General features: G+C 67.6%; 15 protein-coding genes and 1 pseudogene. 6 read left to right on the top strand and 10 right to left on the bottom strand.

From position 1 onward, the window contains the following. Positions 1 to 1,255: 1,255 nt before the first annotated feature. Positions 1,256 to 2,674, top strand: a complete 1,419-nt coding sequence (locus CV1CTNOD_RS23060) for a GGDEF domain-containing protein (protein ID WP_165485685.1) — start codon at positions 1,256 to 1,258, stop codon at positions 2,672 to 2,674. 222 nt (positions 2,675 to 2,896) lie between these two features. Here the strand turns inward: CV1CTNOD_RS23060 and CV1CTNOD_RS23055 are convergent, their stop codons facing one another. The 8 genes from CV1CTNOD_RS23055 to CV1CTNOD_RS23020 all read right to left on the bottom strand — a co-directional run bounded on the left by CV1CTNOD_RS23055 (position 2,897) and on the right by CV1CTNOD_RS23020 (position 11,806). Beyond that, complete coding sequence (locus CV1CTNOD_RS23055; protein WP_131788048.1) at positions 2,897 to 3,400, bottom strand: DUF3618 domain-containing protein; 504 nt, start codon at positions 3,398 to 3,400, stop codon at positions 2,897 to 2,899. A 413-nt stretch (positions 3,401 to 3,813) separates the two neighbouring features. Further along, complete coding sequence (gene proS, locus CV1CTNOD_RS23050; protein ID WP_131788047.1) at positions 3,814 to 5,217, bottom strand: proline--tRNA ligase; 1,404 nt, start codon at positions 5,215 to 5,217, stop codon at positions 3,814 to 3,816. Positions 5,218 to 5,307: 90 nt separating this feature from the next. Next, positions 5,308 to 5,592 carry a hypothetical protein gene (locus CV1CTNOD_RS23045; RefSeq protein ID WP_131788046.1) on the bottom strand — a complete coding sequence of 95 codons (285 nt, stop codon included), beginning with the start codon at positions 5,590 to 5,592 and terminating at the stop codon, positions 5,308 to 5,310. Between the two features lie 321 nt (positions 5,593 to 5,913). Continuing rightward, a complete protein-coding gene (locus tag CV1CTNOD_RS23040; RefSeq protein ID WP_131788045.1) occupies positions 5,914 to 6,858 on the bottom strand; it encodes an A/G-specific adenine glycosylase in 945 nt (314 codons plus the stop codon). A gap of 172 nt (positions 6,859 to 7,030) precedes the next feature. Further along, a complete protein-coding gene (gene disA / locus CV1CTNOD_RS23035; protein WP_131788044.1) occupies positions 7,031 to 8,110 on the bottom strand; it encodes a DNA integrity scanning diadenylate cyclase DisA in 1,080 nt (359 codons plus the stop codon). Positions 8,111 to 8,218: 108 nt separating this feature from the next. Continuing rightward, entirely contained in the window at positions 8,219 to 9,670 is a 1,452-nt protein-coding gene (radA, locus tag CV1CTNOD_RS23030; RefSeq protein WP_131788043.1) for a DNA repair protein RadA, read from the bottom strand. 361 nt (positions 9,671 to 10,031) lie between these two features. Then, complete coding sequence (locus CV1CTNOD_RS23025) at positions 10,032 to 10,709, bottom strand: hypothetical protein (protein WP_131788042.1); 678 nt, start codon at positions 10,707 to 10,709, stop codon at positions 10,032 to 10,034. Between the two features lie 206 nt (positions 10,710 to 10,915). Beyond that, complete coding sequence (locus CV1CTNOD_RS23020) at positions 10,916 to 11,806, bottom strand: hypothetical protein (RefSeq protein WP_131788041.1); 891 nt, start codon at positions 11,804 to 11,806, stop codon at positions 10,916 to 10,918. A gap of 388 nt (positions 11,807 to 12,194) precedes the next feature. On the opposite strand from CV1CTNOD_RS23020, the gene CV1CTNOD_RS23015 reads away from it, so the two are divergent. The 5 genes from CV1CTNOD_RS23015 to cysS all read left to right on the top strand — a co-directional run bounded on the left by CV1CTNOD_RS23015 (position 12,195) and on the right by cysS (position 16,604). Further along, positions 12,195 to 12,677, top strand: coding sequence for a CarD family transcriptional regulator (locus tag CV1CTNOD_RS23015; protein WP_131749102.1), 483 nt, complete (start codon positions 12,195 to 12,197; stop codon positions 12,675 to 12,677). A 60-nt stretch (positions 12,678 to 12,737) separates the two neighbouring features. Next, a complete protein-coding gene (gene ispD, locus CV1CTNOD_RS23010) occupies positions 12,738 to 13,421 on the top strand; it encodes a 2-C-methyl-D-erythritol 4-phosphate cytidylyltransferase (RefSeq protein WP_131788040.1) in 684 nt (227 codons plus the stop codon). A 260-nt stretch (positions 13,422 to 13,681) separates the two neighbouring features. Next, positions 13,682 to 14,167 (top strand): 2-C-methyl-D-erythritol 2,4-cyclodiphosphate synthase, encoded by a 486-nt coding sequence (gene ispF, locus CV1CTNOD_RS23005; RefSeq protein ID WP_241251845.1) that lies wholly within the window; start codon positions 13,682 to 13,684, stop codon positions 14,165 to 14,167. Positions 14,168 to 14,378: 211 nt separating this feature from the next. Further along, positions 14,379 to 14,774 (top strand): PPOX class F420-dependent oxidoreductase, encoded by a 396-nt coding sequence (locus CV1CTNOD_RS23000; RefSeq protein WP_131768795.1) that lies wholly within the window; start codon positions 14,379 to 14,381, stop codon positions 14,772 to 14,774. 228 nt (positions 14,775 to 15,002) lie between these two features. Beyond that, positions 15,003 to 16,604, top strand: coding sequence for a cysteine--tRNA ligase (gene cysS / locus CV1CTNOD_RS22995; protein WP_131788039.1), 1,602 nt, complete (start codon positions 15,003 to 15,005; stop codon positions 16,602 to 16,604). A 143-nt stretch (positions 16,605 to 16,747) separates the two neighbouring features. Here cysS and CV1CTNOD_RS22990 read toward each other — a convergent pair whose 3' ends face one another. Further along, positions 16,748 to 17,815: an FHA domain-containing protein gene (locus CV1CTNOD_RS22990; protein ID WP_347402976.1), complete on the bottom strand. Its 1,068-nt coding sequence runs from the start codon at positions 17,813 to 17,815 to the stop codon at positions 16,748 to 16,750. A gap of 169 nt (positions 17,816 to 17,984) precedes the next feature. Beyond that, positions 17,985 to 18,696: pseudogene (locus CV1CTNOD_RS22985) on the bottom strand (hypothetical protein); the annotation flags it as partial.

The following is an 18,696-nucleotide window of genomic DNA, read 5'->3' as shown; positions in this document are numbered from 1 at the left end:
CTGGAAGCCCGTAGGATTGCCCGCGGCTCCGCTTCCTGCTGCCCGGCTTCGTGACACGTCACCGTCTGATGACGGTGTTTATGATCACGTGCTCGGCCGTGATGGTGCTGGTTTGTGGCACATGCCGCATCCGGACCGGCTTCAGCGCCCTTCGTTGAGTCAACAGTCAACATTTTTGGCTGATGCCGAGTTCCATGGCGATGTCCAACCAGCCCCGCAGGTCGCGTGGCCAGGCCGGCATCCGGTGTCGGCCACCTCTCCACGGTGGGCCGAGAGCTGCACGTAGAGCACGGCTCTCCTGGTCACGCCTGGCGGCCACGCTGCGGATAGGACGGGCCCATACGTTGATAGAGAAAAGCATTCGTCCATACTGTTTCACTGAACCCGAAGACGGACGAACAAGTCGACGTAAGGGATGTCGGTCACGTGATGCTTTGCGGGTACCGGCTGTTGTCCTCCGGTAGGCCGATTGGCTGGCCGTTCGGTAGGGGGGACCGGCCGCATGTGTCGAGATGGCGACGCGACGGTGGGGCAGGGCGGCGCGCGGCAACGGAGCCGCTTTGTGTCACGGATCGTGGCCGCGGCGACCTCTCCGAGGGTCGAAGGCGTCGCGATCATGTTTCTTCCGCTCCCGAGGTCCGGAAGCCGATCCGGGAGGCCCGAAGGCCGATCTGGCAGGTCCGGGAGGTCCAGGTGTCTGGGTTGCTGGAGGATCAAAGGCATCGTGATCATGATTCTGGTGCGTCCGGGGTTCCTCCTGGATCCGGGCTCCGGAAGCTGATCCGGGAGGTCCGACAGACCCAAGCCCCCGAGCCGCCGAGAGATCTCCACCTGTTGGTGTCGATCGTCACGGGAGTTTCACGGGAAACCTGGCCGAACCGGTTGCAGATGTCGTCGTCGGGTGATTTGGGAGTACTTTGCCTATTACAGCACGGTTTTTATGCCATATCATCGGTATGAGATTTTCCACGCTACCGGACAGGTTCGGGTATCTCACCATGAAAGCCATTTTCAGGATGACACGAACCCTGACATGTCATCGAACCGCCCGGACGGGCGGGTTCCACGGTCGACCACCCTGCTGCCAGGAGGCGACCTGATGGGGTGGGGGAGAGCCGATTCCAGCCGTTTCGTGAGCCGGCCATGGTTGCTTTACCTGATGGTCGGAGCCGGTCTTGTGATCGGATACCGTCTGATACCTGTTCATGGTACGGGACGGGTAGCGGGCTATTGTCTGATCAGCACGTCATCGGCTGTGGCGGTCTTTGTTGGTCTGGCCCGGCTCAAGCCCGTGCCACGGTTGCCCTGGCTGTTGCTGGGAGCCGGCCAGGTGGTGTACATGGTTGCCGGCATGACCTGCTATCTGTTGCGCGACGTTCTGGGTGCCGCGGATTCCTGGGTCGTCTCCGACGCTTTCTATCTGTCCCGTTACCCGCTCGTCGTGGCGGGTCTGGTGCTGCTCGTCCGGCACCGCACTCCCGGGCGTGACCTGCCTGGTCTGCTGGACGCCGGGACGCTCGCGGTCGCCGCGACCATGCTGTCGTGGCTCTATATCATCGGACCTTACGTCCGCAACGACTCCGGCCGGCTGGTCGAAGCCGTCCCACTGGTCGGATACCCGGTGATGGATCTCGCCCTGTTCGCAGTCGGACTAAAGCTGATCCTTGGATCCGGTCGCCACCCGTTGGCGTTCTTCCTGCTCATGGGAAATCTCGTGGCAATCATGACTGCCGACACCCTGTATGGACTGCAACAGCTGAACGGCACCTACCAGACGGGAAACTTCCTGGACGTGATCTGGCTCGCCGGTAATCTCTCGCTGGGCGCGGCGGCGCTTCATCCGACAATGGCCTGCCTTGCCGAGCCGACTCCAGCCGGGGACGAGAACCTCGATCGATGTCGCCTCACCGTCCTGCTCAGTGCCGCCCTGGTTGCGCCTGTCATGATGCTGGTTCAGTATGCCCGCGGGGTCACCTACGACATTCCGATAGTTGCTGTGGCGTGCGCCCTGATGTTCCTGTTGACGATCGCCCGTATGGCGGTCCTGGTCTCCGACCAACGTCGCCTGGCGATCACCGATGGCCTGACCGGCCTGTACACACGCCGTTTTCTTGAGGCGGAGCTGCCGATAGAGCTCGCTCGGGTACGCCGTACCGGGGGTTTGTTGGCGCTCTTCATCATAGATGTCGACCGTTTCAAGGCGATCAATGATCATCATGGTCATCCCGCGGGCGACCGGGTACTCGCCGAGATCAGTGTCCGGTTGCGCGGTACCACGCGCCCGGGTGACGTGCTCGCCCGTTACGGTGGTGAGGAGTTCGCTCTGCTGGCCCCCAATGTCCATCTGGACGAACTGAGTGTGGTCGCCGAACGGATGCGAACCAAGGTGGCCGACAGCCCGATCGCCGTGAATGCCGACACCTGGCTTTCCGCCACCGTGTCGGTGGGCGCATGTGCCTTTCCCGTGCACGTCTCGGATCAGGTGGAGCTGGTCGGAATGGCGGACCGGGCCCTGTACATAGCCAAGGCGCGGGGACGGGACTGCACCGTGATCGGTGACGACGTCAAGCCGACCGCGACCGAAGAAGGGCGCAGGGACGCCGCCGACGCCCGAGAAGCCCAGAACGCACATGACATCCGCACCACGACTGACATCCGCACCACAACCGCGTGAGACCGTTGTCGTCGAGTCATGAAACCGATGGAATACACGGTCGTGCTGGCAGCCGTTTTCACCTTCGATCTCCTGATCAAAACAGGGCGTGTGACCACCTGATCGGCCACCTCGCGCCCCGGACTGCTGCATGACCGGAGGGCTTGGCCTCCGGCGGCGCGAAAGAAACATGATCGCACCGCCTTTGGCTCGCCAGCGCCTGCAGGCTCGGCGCCGAGGTGACTATTCGCCCCAGCTCCGGCAGCGACGCCGCCTCACTATGACGGTGACGGCCGCAATTGTCACTGCCGTACCGACCACACCGGTCACCACGGCACGGGTGGCGCCGGGATTGTCCGTGGCCCGCCTGCGTGTCGTCCGCACGGCCTGGCCCGTGGACTCCCGGACCTTTCTGCTGGTTGCGATGACCTGTGGGTTCTGGCTGGCCCGGTATACCACCTCGTCCGCGGTCTGTTTTGCCTTATGGGCGGTTACCGAAGCCTTGTGGGCTGTTGCCGACGCCTTGGGTGCGAGTTCCTCGGTGACCCCGGCAAACCGCGTACGAGCGCCTGCCGCGCCGCTTGCCACCCGTTCCCGGGCGTGGACCACAGCGCTCCTGGCATCCGCGGCTGTCCGTCCCGCGACCCGGCCCGGACTTATCTTCTCCGACAGCAGACCGAGCTCTTCGGTAAGCCGGGACCTGGTCGCCTCGATATCCGTCCTGATTTTGTCCGGATTCTCGCCCATGAACGTACTCCCGTCATCCTCGGGGCCTGTGACGGCGCGACACCGCTGCGACTCCCGCCTGATCGTGCTCCGATCAGGCGGGGTCTGCGTAGTCGCACGGCCGTCGGCAGCCGGGTGCCATCAGCTCGATCTTGGAAATACCCGGGGAAGGCAGCGTTAACCAGCAGCACGCCCGGTAGCCCGCGGGCCCGGCGCCGGGGAGATCGGCTGTAGGCAATCCAAGTGACTCAGGGGCGATCCAAGCGATCAAGCGATCCAGGAGATCCAGCTGATGTAGGCGAGACGGCCGTACACGAGCTCGCCCGCAGGCGACCGTCAGATGCCGAGGGCGAGGATTGTCCGGTCAGAGCCCGTCGGGCCACCGGTCTGTCCCAGGCTGTCAGGCCAGGGTTGTCGGGACCACGGCTGCCTGGTCAGTAGGCGCGGGCGACGATGCAGACCAGATCGGGTTCGTCCGCACTGTCCGGAATCGTACCGTCGGGCCGCTGGATGCACCGGATGGTCAACGACTCCTCGGCGAGTCGGGCCTCACCACTGTCACCGACAGCGACCCACGGCAGGCGGGCAAAGCCCACCGATGCCGCCTCGACCGCCTCGTCCAGGTTCCCGACGTCGTGGGTGCGAGCGTCGCGGGCGGCCAGGGCCGTGCTGTACATGGTGTCCTGGACGTCATCCAGCAGCGCGGGCACGCGGGTCAGCACGTCGTCGAGCGGTATGACGATCTTTTCCGAGGTGTCGCGACGGGCCAGGGTGACGGTGCCGGCCGCAAGGTCGCGCGGGCCGAGCTCAACGCGTACCGGAATGCCCTTGAGCTCGGCGTCGGTGACCCGCCGGCCGAACGAAAGGCCAGGCCGGACGTCCAGTTGAACGCGCACACCAGCGGCCCGCAACCCCTCGGTGATCCCGGAAACCTGCTCGACGAGCGCCGCATCGTCCCTGACGGGCAGCACGAGCACCTGCGTGGGCGCGAGTCGCGGGGGTACCCGGAGCCCGTTGTCGTCACCGTGAGCCATGATCAGGCCGCCGATCATGCGGGTCGACGAACCCCACGACGTGGTCCATGCCAGGTGTCGCCGGCCGTCGGCGCCCAGGAAGCCGATGTCGAAGGCGCGGGCGAAGTTCTGCCCGAGCTCGTGACTGGTCGCCATCTGCAGAGCCTTGCCGTCACCCATCATCGCCTCGAGGGTGAGGGTGTTGGTGGCTCCGGCGAAACGCTCCTTCGCGGTCTTGCGACCGACGAAGACGGGCAGCGCGAGTACCGAGGTCATGAACTCCAGATAGACCTCGAGGTGGATGCGGCGGGCGTAGGCGGCGGCGTCCGCCTCGTCGACGTGGGCGGTGTGCCCCTCCTGCCAGAGGAACTCGCTGGTGCGCAGGAACAGCCGGGGACGCAGCTCCCAGCGCACCACGTTCGCCCACTGGTTGAGCAGGAGCGGCAGGTCGCGGTAGCTCTGCGTCCACTTCGCCATGTACTCGCCGATCACGGTCTCGCTGGTCGGGCGGACCACGACCGGTTCTTCCAGCTCCTTGCCGCCACCGTGGGTGACGACTGCGAGCTCGGGGCTGAAACCTTCGACGTGCTGGGCCTCCCGGCGCAGGTAGCTCTCGGGGATGAACAGCGGAAAGTAGGCGTTGACCGCTCCGGTCGCCTTGATCCGGGAGTCCACGTCGGCCTGCATCCGCTCCCAGATCGCGTAGCCGTACGGTCGGATGACCATGGTTCCCCGGACCGGGCCGTTGTCGGCCAGTTCAGCTTTGGCGAGCACGTCCTGATACCAGCGAGGGAAGTCCTCGCCGCGGGGAGAGAGTATGGCCACCCGCCCACGATATTGCCTGGCTACCCTGCCCGGTCCACATACCCGGGCACCAAGCGGTCGTCGCCGCCCGTAGCTCGTAAGGTCTCGGCTCTACGTGGACGACCCGGCCAGGTCGTCGGGGTCGTCGTCGCGGCCCCGAGATGTTTCACGGAAGATCAGTGACAGGTCGACGTCACCGTGGAAGCTCACCAGCGCAGCCTGTGGCGGCACCAGGATCATCGCGGACGTCAGGTCGGACGCGGTTGCTCCGGTTGTGAGAACGAGCTCGTGGTCGACCAGAGGGCCGTGCCGTACCGTCACCACCTCGGCGAGCGAGGCCGGCGTCGGAGCGGGTATGCCTCGGGGTTCGGGAACAAGGTCGCCGTTGGTGTCCATGTTCGGGCCTCCTCGATGTGAAGCTAGCAATCCGGTTCGATGCATTTGCAGCCAACTGTGTGGTCCTTTTTCCGATCATCTCGAACGAGCTACGAATTAAGCTGTTCGGCACCATTTACTTCGGGTCCGGCCAGTTTGCTGGCGGATGCTCACAAAGCCTCGATATTGCTTTATAGCAAATATGGGCGAGAGCTGTGCGGCCCGGGGCCGGCGGCAGGACGCCACGGCCTCCGATCGCGTATATGCGCGGTGTCACAGCAGTCCGCGTACTGCCGCCGGCCTCACGACCGGGCCGGCCTCACCACGGCTGCCGGGTGGGGCCTACTCGCCGGGTAGGGCGTACACGCCGGGTGCGACCGCGACGACAAGACCATCGTCGAGCAGGCCCCGCAGAGCACGGTCGCGCTGCACAGGCTTGTCCCACACGGAGTCCAGGATGTCCTGGCGCACCGGAACACGTGACTCCCGCAGCACCGCGAGCAGCAGTCCGCGCACCTGCCGGTCGGTCCCGGCGTAGCTCTGGGCGCGCCGGCCCGGACCCTCCACAGCCGGGCTGCCCGCTCGTTGCCAGGCGCACTCCTGCCGGACCGGGCAGGCCACGCATCGCGGGGCACGCGCGACGCAGACCAACGCCCCGAGTTCCATGAACGCGGCGCTGGCCCGGGCCGCGCTTTCGGCGTCCTGCGGCAGCAACGATTCGACCAGTTCCAGGTCCTGGCGTGACACGGCCGTCCGCTGGTCGTCGCGGCCGTTGATCGCCCGGCCGACGAACCGCCGGACATTGACGTCGATCACGGCATGGCGCTGGCGGAAGGCGAACGCGGCGACCGCTCTGGCGGTGTAGGTCCCCACCCCCGGCAGCCGCAGCAGTTGTTCCAGATCGTCGGGAATCGAACCGCGGTGTTCTTCGGTGATGGTTACCGCAGCCTGGTGCAGCCGCAGCGCCCGGCGCGGGTAACCCAGGCGCCCCCACATGCGGACAGCCTCGCCGGCCGGTTCCGCGGCGAGCGCCGGCGGGGTCGGCCAGCGGTCCAGCCAGGTGTGCCATACCGGCAGGACCCGGTTCACCGGCGTCTGCTGGAGCATGATCTCGCTGACGAGGACCGCCCAGGGGCTTACGTCCGGATTCCGCCAGGGGAGATCACGGGCGTGGATTCCGTACCAGTCGAGGACGGCGTCGGCGAACGCCGAAGGGACTCGCGGGTCGGCTGTGGCAGCCGCGGTAGCCGCGGTAGCCGTAACCACAGTAGATGCCATCCCCGCCATCCTGGCATGGCCGTCGGCCGGGCAGATCAGGACCTGTGCCCTTGGGCCATTGGCGGGCCGAAGGCAGCGTGATCATGTTTTTCTGGCGACGCCGGAGGCCCAGTTCCCGGGCCGGCGGTCGGCGGTGCATCGTGGGTGTGACCGAATTTCCGCTTCCTGAAAATTCGGCGGTTCACACATAGCGTTCGAGGATGCTGGATTCGGCGAGGCGGGACAGCCCTTCGCGGACGGCCCTGGCGCGTGCCTCGCCGACGCCCTCGACAGTCTGCAGGTCGTCCACTCCGGCTGCCAGCAGTTTTTGCAGGGTGCTGAAGTGGTCGACGAGCCGGTCAACGACCATCCGCGGCAGCCGGGGCACCTTGGCCAGCATCCGGTAGCCGCGGGGGCTGATCTGGCTGTCGAGCACGTCCGCGCCGCCGGAAAAACCCAGTGCGCGGGCGAGCACGGTCAGGTCCAGCAGTTCCGTCGGTGACATTGCGGACAGCTGCGCCAGGACCTCGGCTGCCGTACCGACCTTGCCCCCGGAGGGAAGGTAGTCACGGACGGTGAGTTCCCGCTCGGTTTCGACCCCCGCCATCAGCTCCTCGAGCTGTAGGGAGAGCAGGCGGCCGTCGGTTCCCAGCTCGACGACGTAGCCCTCGATCTCGTCGGCGATGCGCCGGACCATCTCCAGGCGCTGGCTGACCGATATCGCGTCACGAACGGTGACAAGATCTTCGATTTCAAGTGCGGAGAGTGTGCCGGCGACCTCGTCCAGCCGCATCTTGTAGCGCTCAAGAGTGGCCAGCGCCTGGTTGGCCCGGGACAGGATCGCGGCCGAATCGTCGAGGACATAGCGCCGGCCGGCCACGTACAGCGCGATGATGCGCATCGACTGGCTGACCGAGATCACCGGGTATCCGCTCTGCTTGGCAACCCGTTCGGCCGTGCGGTGCCGGGTACCGGACTCCTCGGTGAAAATGGTCGGATCAGGCACCAGGTGGACGGCTGCGCGGACAATCCGCTGCAGGTCGGACGACAGGACGATCGCGCCGTCCATCTTCGCCAGTTCCCGCAGCCGGGTGGCGGAGAACTCGACGTCCAGCTCGAAACCGCCCGTGCAGATGCCTTCGACCGCCTTGTCGTGACCAAGTACGATCAGACCGCCGGTATGGCCGCGCAGGATGCGCTCAAGTCCGTCCCGGAAAGGGGTGCCCGGGGCGACAGTGGCCAGTGTCGCCCGGAAGGTGTCATCCCCGGGTGGTCCTGCCATCTGACTCCCTCTGTATCGGGGCGTCCCGCCCTGGTCATGGTATCGGGCCGGCTGCTTTGCCATGCCGCTCCTGCGATGTTGTAGCGATATTTTCACCGGATGTAATTTTCATTCGCTTGTGCCGTACATATGCCGCATTGCCTGGGTGAGGTCCGAAACCTCGATCGTTGTCATGCCCTCGGGTGCCGGACCCGCGTCCGGGGGTACCAGCGCCCATCGGAAGCCGAGCCTGGACGCGGCGGTCAGGCGCCGACGGACCGCACCCACCGAGCGGACCTCGCCTGCCAGGCCGACCTCGCCGACCGCTATGAGGTTGCCGGGGATGGGTCGGTCCTCGACGCTGCTGATCGCGGCCAGCGCGATCGACAGATCGGCAGCCGGCTCGGCGAGCCGGACGCCTCCGACGGTCGCCGCGTAGACGTCCGCCTTCCCGAGCTGGATGCGGCCGCGACGTTCCACGACGGCGAGAATCATCGCGACCCTCGCCGAGTCCAGCCCGGAGACCGCCCGTCGTGGTACCGCCGCGGCCGAGCTCGCCACCAGCGCCTGTACCTCGGCGACCAGCGGTCGGCGGCCCTCGACGGCGACCGTCACGCAGGTACCCGCCACGCCGTCCATCGGCCCGCCGTCGTGCCAGCGGGACAGGAACAGCCCGCTGGGATCGGCGACCCCGCGGATGCCGCCGTCGCCCATCTCGAAACAGCCCACCTCGTCGGACGGGCCGAAGCGGTTCTTGCTCGCCCGGACCAGGCGCAGGGACGAGTGGCGCTCGCCTTCGAAGTGCAGGACGACGTCGACGAGGTGTTCCAGCAGGCGCGGCCCGGCAACGGTACCGTCCTTGGTCACGTGGCCGACGATGACGGTGGCCATGTTCAGGGCCTTCGCCGCTCGGATCAGCGCCGCGGTCACCTCACGGACCTGGGTGACCCCGCCAGCGGCACCTTCCGTCGTGGCGGTGGTGATGGTTTGTATCGAGTCAACTACCAGCAGTTGGGGGCGGACCTCGTCGACGTGGGTGAGGAGAGCCTCCAGGTCGGTCTCGGCGGCGATCCACAGTTCGGGGTGCACCGCCCCGGTGCGGCCCGCCCGCAGCCGTACCTGTGCGGTCGATTCCTCGCCGGTGACCACGAGTACCCGCGCGCCGGATGTGGCGCTGCGTGCGGCCACCTCAAGCAGCAGCGTGGACTTGCCCACGCCCGGCTCCCCGGCCAGCAGGACGACAGCGCCGGGCACGAGCCCCCCGCCGAGAACCCGGTCGAGTTCGGCGACGCCGGTCGGATGGCTGCGGGCCGCGGTGACGTCGACCTCCGACATTGGGCAGGCGGGCGCCGTGACCACCGCGGAGGCCCGGGCCGCCAGGCCGCGGCTGCTGACCCGGTGCGACGGGCGGGCGGCGGGAAGCTGCGCCTCGATCGTCCCCCACGCCTGGCAGCGCGGGCAGCGACCGGCCCACTTGACCGACTCCGCGCCGCATCCGCTGCATCGGAAGCCACCCGAGGCAACTCGGGAGCTGGACGAACCTGATGCGCTCGGTCGGGGAACGGGAGGCCGAGAGGACATGGCCCGCACCGTATAGGCATGCTCCGACAACGACTACGGGGCGGCGGATAATCGACGTTGTCGGCCAGCCGACAACGATCATGTTGATCCGTCCGAATGGATCATAATGATCGCTTTTGCCCGCCCACCTGTAGGGCCGAAGACAGCCCGATCATGTTTCTTTCGCGCTCGGGGTTCCTGCCGGATCCGGGGTCCTGCCGGATCCGAGATCCCGAAGCCGATCTGGTAGGTCCGGGAGGCCCAAGTCCCCGGGTCGCTGGCGGATCCCGCGCACTCCGGCCGCGCGCGCTGGGGCGGACAGCGCTTCGCGTCCGCACCCCGGCGCCGAGGACTGCGCCGGGGTGGTGCCGGGCCGTGCGGGTCAGTGCGTCTGGCCGGCTTCGGTCGAGGAATCCGGCGTGGGCGTCGCGCTGCTGGTTGTGGCGGTCTTCGCGGGCGGGGTCGTCACCGCCGTGGTCGGCTGCGTGGACACCCCGGGAGCCGGCGGTTCCACCGGGACGTTCAGGGTGATGCTGCCGGCCTTGGCGAACGTGAACGTGACCGGGATCGCCTGCCCGACGAGCAACTCACGGTTCAGCCCGGTCAGTGTTGGGGCATTACCGTCGGCTATGTAGATGTTGCTGGCGCCGGGCTGAAGAACCGCCGACGGGGGCGTCACGGCACCGCTGGCAGCCGGGGAGCTGACCTGGATGATCTGGTCCTCCTGGGTTCCCCCGTTGAAGAACGCCGAAATCACCTGGGCGTCTGCGTCTTTGGCCGCCGGTCCGGCCACGTAGACATTACGCAGCGAGATGGTGCCGACGGCACCGGATACCGTGTTCGTGGTCGTGCGTGTCTGCGACGTCATCGCGTCGCTGCCGGCCGCGCATGCGGAGAGTGCGGCCGTGCCGATCAGTGATGTGGCGGCCAACAGCAAGGCGGTCGCGGTACGCACACCCGGGCGGTGGCTCACGAGTCGGCTGCTCCTCGGTGCGGAACCGACGATCGTCACGTCGGTGTCGGTTGACTCCGCCGCCGGACCGGCGGACGGGACGTGCACGGTCCCAACCCCAAGGCGCGCGTTCGCACAGAATTCGCATACATGCAGAGTTCGACCGCGGACCACATATTAGTGCAGCTCCTCCGGTGGCGCGGAGAAGCCGCCGCGGAGGCGTCGCGCCGCCCCGGCCCGCCCCGGCCCGCCCGGGCCCGGACGGCACCCGCCGGGAGGGAAACCTGCGGGAGGGGAACCTGCGGGAGGGGAACCTACCGGCCCGGCAACGCCCCGAGCCATCCCTCCAGGCGATCGCCGACAGTGAAGGTGCGCGGCGATTGCACCAGGCGACCATCCGCGGCGACGAGCAACAGGGTCGGCTGCCGGGGATCGGCCCGGTACAGGCGGGCGAGGGAGCTGCCCGGGTCGCTGTAGCCGACGGCGAGCCTTGCGGCCGCGTCCGGCTGGCGAACCAGACTGTCCAGCGAAGGGTCGTCGATCCACGGCGCCACGAGGTAGGTCGGTATCGGTGTGCCTTCCCGAGTCTGCCCCACGATTTCGTGGACGGCGTCCGGGCACTCGCACGCCACCGGCAGCAGCACGATCAGCGCCGGTCGTAGATCGGTGGCGGAACGGGACGTACGGGCGGTATTAAGCGTGACCTCGGGTAGCAGTCCGCCGACCGTGCCGGGGAGCGCGGTCGTGGACGCGAGCGGGACCGCGCCCTGCGGCGCAAGCGGTCGCGGGTGCGCAAGGATGAGCGGCACCATCGCGCCCAGCGCCGCGAGAACGATGAGGAGCAGGGCGACGGCGGCCCCGGAGGTGTGGCGGGGTCGCCCGCCCGCCCGGCCGGCCGGTTCACCCCGTCGGTCGACCCGGTGGAGCCGATCGTGCCGGTGGAGCCGATCGCGCCGGTTCCGCAGACCTGGGACCAGCCGGTCGATGCGCTCCCGCCGCCGTTGCGATCGTAGTTCGGCCCGGTAGGCGGCCACGTCGTCGTCGAGTTCGCTCAGATCGTCGGGGATCCTGACGTTGAGCCGGGGGTCGAGCGGGGAAAGGCCCCCCCAGTGTTGATGCGGAAGGTAGGCATGAGGGTCGTCCCCGTGGCCAGGCCTGTTTCCGTCGTCCCCGGACGCGGGCGGCGGCGGCGGTGTGACGTGCACCCCTCCATCGTGGCCGATGGACGGCTCATGTGCCGGGTGGTATAGGAAGCTGATGAAGCTGATGTCGTGTCAGCGGGGCAGGCGGTCGCGGACGGCGACATCACGAACGGATTCCACCAGACGGTGCGTTCCGGACTGCGCGGCGACACGACCGTCCTTTGTCGATCATGATGCCATGGGGGTAGCAAGAAGCACAACAACATCCGGGCAGGCTGCCCATGCTGGTGGCCATTGCCTGTTTCGCCTGGTCCGCAGCGTCGTTGACCTGCAGCGGACGCGTCACCGGGACGTCTGGGCGGGCCGTCGACGGCCCGTTCCACAAGCACGCGTCTGACCTGCGTCGATGCACGCGTGTTACTCTGGTGAAGGCGGAAGGGGCACTTGACACATGGCGTTCCAAGTCGGCGAGACCGTTGTTTACCCACATCACGGTGCTGCTCTCATAGACGCGATTGAAACACGCGTCATCAAGGGCGAGGAAAAGCTCTATTTGGTGCTCAAGGTTGCACAGGGTGACCTCACTGTACGCGTCCCTGCAGACAACGTCGCGATGGTCGGTGTACGTGATGTAGTCGGCCAGGATGGCCTTGAGCGTGTGTTCGAGGTCCTGCGGGCTCCGCACACCGAGGAGCCGACCAACTGGTCGCGGCGTTACAAGGCGAATCTTGAGAAGCTCGCCTCGGGCGACGTGAACAAGGTCGCCGAGGTCGTTCGCGATCTCTGGCGTCGTGATCGCGAAAGGGGGCTGTCCGCTGGTGAGAAGCGCATGCTGAGCAAGGCGCGACAGATTCTGGTCAGCGAGCTGGCGTTGGCCGAAGGCACCAACGAGGACAAAGCCGAGGCGATGCTCGACGAGGTGCTGGCAGGTTAGTCGGCAGCAGATACCACGGATATCGGACGCGCCTGAATCCATCTGACGCTTTTTATGCATATGTCTGATCGTGTGGCCGCGATCGTTCCGGCAGCCGGCCGCGGCGAACGCCTCGGGGGGTCCGTACCCAAGGCGCTTCGTTCGCTGGCCGGTCGCTCACTTGTCCAGCATGCGGTCGAGTCGTTGACCTCGGCGACTCTGGTCGACCAGGTGGTTGTCGCCGCCCCGGCCGCGGAAGTGGACGCGTTCGTCGCACTACTCGGGCCCGGCGTGCGTGTGATTGCCGGTGGCGCCGAGCGGATCGACTCCGTGCGGGCAGCCATCGCGGTGCTCGACGAGACGGTAGGGGTCGTCCTGGTGCATGATGCGGCCCGTCCGCTGACGCCCCCGGCGCTTGTCGACACGGTCGCGTCAGCGGTCCTGGCCGGGGCACCCGCGGTCATCCCGGTGGTTGCAGTGAACGACACCATCAAGCAGATCGACGACACCGGCAGGGTCGTGCGGACGGTTCCGCGTGACGTCCTGCGTGCGGTGCAGACCCCGCAGGGGTTCCGTCGGGACGTGCTGGACGACGCCTACCGGTTCAGCGTGACGTTGCCCGTGGGGGTGGCGATCACCGATGACGCGGGGCTGGTCGAAGCGCTGGGCGTGGTCGTGACGACCGTCCCCGGGGCCCAGGAGGCGTTCAAGGTGACCCGACCCGCCGATCTGGTCCTCGCGGAGGCATTGCTCGCCCATCGCTAGACCGGCATCCCGCTAGACAACACAGCCGGGCGCCTGGCACGGCCCTGGGCCGGTACCGCAGGGCAAACGCCGGCCCGGTCGCGGCACCAGGTTTCCCGGGGCCTGTCTGCGGGGCTCGCTTCTCGCTTGCCCGCGCAGTCGGCGCGGGCACCGTGGGCGTCGCGCGGCGCCGCACCGCCACAGCTTCCGGACCTGAAATTGTGATCGATCCGTCTTCGGTCGACGAGGTGTGATCAATCGGCCAATGATGCGTAAGCGAGGTGAGGGATCTGTCCGGACTTCCCCGGGTCGGGCTCGGTGTGGACGTCCACCCGTTCGCCGAGGGCCGCCCCTGCTGGGTGGCGGGCATTCTCTGGCCCGGCGAAACCGGGCTTGACGGCCACTCGGACGGCGACGTCGCCGCACATGCATCCTGCGACGCGCTGCTGACCGCGTCCGGGCTGGGAGATCTCGGCTCGGTCTTCGGCACCGGGCGGCCGGAATGGGCCGGTGCGGCCGGTGTGGCCCTGCTGGGCGAGACGGCGAGGCTGCTGGCCGAAGCGGGCTGGACGATCGGCAACGTCGCCGTGCAGATCGTGGGCAACCGGCCGCGCATGGCCGGCCGGCGGGCGGAGGCGCAGGAGGTCCTGGCAGCGGCCGTGGGTGCGCCGGTGAGCGTGTCCGCCACCACTACCGACGGCCTCGGGCTGACCGGCCGGGGAGAGGGACTCGCGGCGATCGCCACCGCGCTCGTCGTCCGTACCTGACCCAGGCGGCTGCGTTCGGCACAACCGCGCCGGAGCGCAGGCACCTGAGCGCAGGCACCGGGACGCGACAGAGCCGGGATGCGACCCAGCCGGGACAGCCGGGTGTCCGAGACCCGGGAGAGCGGGGCCATGCCTGATTGGCATGACAACCGACCGGTCACCGTTATGGATGACTAGGGTGGGAAAACGACAGGACCGGCGGAGGAGCCTGATGTCGTTATATCTACCCGAGAAGGTCAAGAATCTCGCGGACGCGCCGACCTACGTGACGCTTGCGACGATCCGGCCTGACGGAGCTCCGCGAATGACCGTGTTGTGGATTGCGCGTGATGGCGATGATCTGCTGTTGTCCACGATCCGGGGTCGTGCCAAGGAACGGGATATCGCGCGGGATCCGCGGGTGGGAATCATGTTCCTCGACCAGCGGGATCCCTACGGATATGTCGAGGTCCGCGGCCGGGCCGGCCTGTCGGAAGAGGGTGGTCGCGAGCTGATCGATGCTCTCGCAGTGAAGTACACCGGCGACGAAACCTATCGGTGGGACGCACCCGAAGCGGTGCGGATTGTCATCCGTGTCACCGCCGAGCGGGTGTTTACCACTGGTTGACGGCCACGGTCGGGCGTATCCCGGCGTGGGCGCTAAGCTCCTCGACGACGCGCCGTACGTCATACCGTGTACGCCCCCGTTCCTATACCACGTCCACACCGCATGCATCCGGTTTCCTGTTCGAGCGGAGCCGGATTTCACGCATGTTGCGGGTTGTTCATGGAACGGAGTCGAGTCCGACACGGGTGGCGGAGGATCCCTCGCGGGGCCGCGCCGTACTCTTGACAGATGGGACTCCACATCTACGACACGCGCACCCGGCGCATGCGGCCGTTCGAGCCGCTGCACCCCGGTCATGTGGGCGTGTACGTCTGTGGGCCCACCGTCCAGTCCCCGCCGCACGTAGGACACATCCGTACCGCCGTCGCCTTTGACCTGCTCCGCCGCTGGCTCACCGCGTCCGGGCTCGGGGTGACCTTCGTACAGAACGTCACCGACATCGATGACAAGATCATAATCAACGCGGGCCGGGCCGGCGAGAACGTGTGGGAGCTGGCCACCCGCCAGACCCGGGCCTTCGACGACGCCTACCGGTCGGTCGGCGTCCTGCCGCCCACGATCCAGCCACGGGCCACCGGGCACATCCCGGAGATGCTGGCGCTCATCGCCAGGCTCGTCGACACCGGATACGCCTACCCCAGCGCCGGGTCGGTGTGGTTCCGGGTCGGACGCTTCGCCGGCTACGGCGAACTGTCCCATCAGCGTCCGGACGCGGTTCAGGCGTCTCCGGAGTGCGAGCCCGGCAAGGCCGATCCCCGTGACTTCGCGCTCTGGAAGGGCGCCAAGCCCGGCGAGCCGTTCTGGGAGTCATCATGGGGGCGCGGCCGGCCGGGCTGGCACATCGAGTGCTCGGCGATGGCCGGCAAGTATCTCGGTGAGGTTTTCGACATCCACGGCGGTGGCCTTGACCTCGTCTTCCCGCACCACGAGAACGAGCGTGCGCAGTCGGCCAGCGCGGCCCACTCCCGTGGAAGGCCCGGCGGGGACGCGCCGCAGATGGCCCGTTACTGGATGCATGTTGGTCTGCTGACCACCGGCGGCACCAAGATGTCGAAGTCGCTGGGTAACTCGTTTCTGGTCAGCGACGCGCTCGAGCAGGTCAGGCCCCAGGCGTTGCGTTACCACCTGCTGTCCGCGCACTATCGATCGTCACTGGAGTACGGCCCGGAAGGGCTGGTCGAGTCGGCTGCGGCCCATGACCGGATCGAGACATTCGTTCGTAACGCACTCGACATCCTGGGCGGGCCGGACGAGGCCGCGGCGCTGGCCGCCGAATGCGCCGCGAACGTGCGGCGGGATCCTGTCGACCAGGGCCGGGCAAAGGGTGACGGGCGTACGGGCGCTCGCGGGGATGCGAAGGTCGGGGCCGCGGATCGCGGGCCTGCGGATCCCGGTGCCGCTGGCGCGGTTGCGCACGTTTTCCCGGCCGAGCCGGCCGTGGTGAGCAGTCCGGCGCAGGCGTGGGCCGCCTTCGCGGCTGCTCTGGACGACGACCTTGCGATCTCCCGTGCGCTGGCGGTCCTCTTCAGCGCGGTCAGCCGCGGCAACCACGTCCTGTCCAAGACGCAGCGCCGGGAGCTTGCCGGTTGGGTCGACGTCGTGCTCAGGATGCTGGTGGTCCTCGGGCTTGATCCGATCAGCCAGTGGCCGGCGGCCGGCTCCGAGTTGCGTCCGGCGCTGAACGGCGTCATGGAGATCGTTCTTGATCTGCGGTCGGCCGCGCGTGCCCGGCGGGACTACGCCGAGGCGGACGAGATCCGCTCCCGGCTTGCCGCCGGTGGCCTCGTCGTCGAGGACACCCCTGAGGGACAGCGCTGGCACCTGGCGTAGGAGCCGGCCGATACAGAAAAATTGATCATCAAAAGGATCTTCAGGCAGCGCGAAAAACATGATCGCTCTGCCTTTGGCACCTAACAATCTGGGAACTTAGGCCTCCGGCAGCGCGAAAAGCATGATCGCGCTGCTTTTGGCCCTTACCGGGAACGGATCGTGACTCGGGTCCAGGCCCCGAGATACACCCGGTCGCCGTGGCGCAGCGGTACCGGCTGGCCCGGTGGGATCGGGTTCGGCTCGTCGTTGATCCGGGTACCGTTCGTCGATCCCGGGTCGAGCACCGCGTAACTGCCGTCCGGGAGGAGCTCCAGCATGGCATGTGCGCGTGAGATGCCCGGGTCTTCCGGGGCGCCGGCCAGGTCGATCTCCGGATGGATCCCGCGGGATTCGCTGCGCCGCCCGATCAGCAGCCGGGGGCCGCTGAGCGCGAACACCCGCCGGGGGTAGATTGTCGGGAACGGGACACGATGATCGTCTCCGCTGTCGTAGTACTCCCGCTCGGCTTCGACAACCACATCCCAGCCGGTCTGGACGGGCAGCGGCTCGCTGGGAGCGTGACGCTCCACGGGTACGGGAGCGGGAGGTTCCATCAGGACGAGGTCGAAGCCGCACACCTCGCAGAAGCGGGCGCCCACCTCGTTCGGGCTGTGGCAGTTCGGGCATGCTGCATAGCCCTCGACCGGATCCCGGGCGTCCCGTGCCGGCCGCCCGAACCCTGCCTGGTTCGGAGGGGGGCGGTGGTAGTCGGGCGGCGTTCCCGTCGGGGCGCGGGATGCGGCGGTTGCACGATCGAGGCCGAAGGGATCGTCGACGTCACCCGGACCGGCGGCGGGGGACCTGTACGGGTCGGCCCGCTCCCGATCGTAGCCCCACAGATCGGCTCTGTACGGTTCGTCGGGGGGCTCGCCGCGAGGGTCCCGGTAGGGGTCGGCCGGGTAGCTGTTCGCGCCGTAGCCACCCGGGGAGTAGGCGTCGGGCGGATAGGTGTTGGAGGGGTATCTCTCCTGGCCGTATCCGTCGCGGCCGTACCCTCTGGAGCCGTACCCGCTGGGAAGATGACCGGCAGGGTCGTAGCCGTCCTGGGCGTAGTTGTCCCGTCCGAACGGATCAGCCGAGAGCGGCGCGGCCGGGTCCAGGCCCGGCTGCGCAGGGCCGGCGGGCAACGGCCCGGAGCCCTCTGCCGGTCGCCGGCCGTAGGGCGGCTCCACAGGGGAGTGGTCCGGTTGCCGTGGTCGCCCGCGGCCTGACGGCCCGGCCGTCCCGTCTGCGGGATGGATGACGTAAGGCTCCTGACTGGCTACTATCCGCATACCACATTGATCGCAGTAGTCGGGAGCCAGAGACAGGTGCCCGTCTGGGCAGCGTGCACTCACCTGATCACCTGTTCACCCTGACGGTCCTGGTCGACCGTGTGTCAAGGACCATTTCGTCAATGGTGTCGACATTCCGTTTCAGCCGAACAGTACCTGTGCTTGGGTCCTCAATGTCGACTACATGCTGAAGTAGTCGGTATGTACTCTCGTTACCGGACTGATGCGCCAGCTGTGCGCTTCGACCGAGTTTGATGGTAGCGGTCACCTCGTCGCCGGCGCGCCGGGCCTGTAGCCCCTCCTGCAGGGCCTGGGCGAGTTCGGTCTGGTCGGTGTAGTGGGCGACCTCGGGTGCGATCCGGGTGGAAAGATCGATGTCCTTGGTCCAGATCGCGCGGACGCGCTCACGACACCACACCTGATCGGCCACGACCACGTTGACCCGGGCGGCCAGCATCTCCACGTCGTCCTCACGAGCCGGAACGGTGACACAGAGGTGGTAGTCGCGGGATTCGCTGCCCCACGCGCCGGTCGGATAGTCGACAGTCAGCTCGTTGACCCGCACGGCGGTGCCGGTGAGGTCCTCCACGTGCGGCGCGACCTGCCGCAGGAACCGGACGGAGGCGTTGCGCGGCGTCCATACTCGCAGGCTGACCCGGTCGACCGCGCGGTTCGTCGCGGTATCGATCATGGATCGGAAGTCGGCGGCCAGATCCTGCGGACGCCGGACCGCGTCGACCGTGCCGAGCAGGGCCGTTGCGATGTGGCGAAGCTCGTCG

It is taken from the genome of Protofrankia symbiont of Coriaria ruscifolia (assembly GCF_900634745.1).
GTDB classification, from domain to species: Bacteria; Actinomycetota; Actinomycetes; order Frankiales; family Frankiaceae; genus Protofrankia; species Protofrankia californiensis.
This window is presented reverse-complemented; position numbering and strand designations above follow the sequence as displayed.

Bases quoted from the DNA above. Each gene is read 5' to 3' on its own strand.
- CV1CTNOD_RS23055 (WP_131788048.1), bottom strand. From the start codon at position 3,400: ATGGGCGAGAATCCGGACAAAATCAGGACGGATATCGAGGCGACCAGG.
- disA (WP_131788044.1), bottom strand. From the start codon at position 8,110: ATGGCAGGACCACCCGGGGATGACACCTTCCGGGCGACACTGGCCACT.
- CV1CTNOD_RS23045 (WP_131788046.1), bottom strand. From the start codon at position 5,592: ATGGACACCAACGGCGACCTTGTTCCCGAACCCCGAGGCATACCCGCT.
- ispD (WP_131788040.1), top strand. From the start codon at position 12,738: ATGTCTGATCGTGTGGCCGCGATCGTTCCGGCAGCCGGCCGCGGCGAA.
- CV1CTNOD_RS23015 (WP_131749102.1), top strand. From the start codon at position 12,195: ATGGCGTTCCAAGTCGGCGAGACCGTTGTTTACCCACATCACGGTGCT.
- radA (WP_131788043.1), bottom strand. From the start codon at position 9,670: ATGTCCTCTCGGCCTCCCGTTCCCCGACCGAGCGCATCAGGTTCGTCC.
- CV1CTNOD_RS23000 (WP_131768795.1), top strand. From the start codon at position 14,379: ATGTCGTTATATCTACCCGAGAAGGTCAAGAATCTCGCGGACGCGCCG.
- cysS (WP_131788039.1), top strand. From the start codon at position 15,003: ATGGGACTCCACATCTACGACACGCGCACCCGGCGCATGCGGCCGTTC.
- CV1CTNOD_RS23040 (WP_131788045.1), bottom strand. From the start codon at position 6,858: ATGGCGGGGATGGCATCTACTGTGGTTACGGCTACCGCGGCTACCGCG.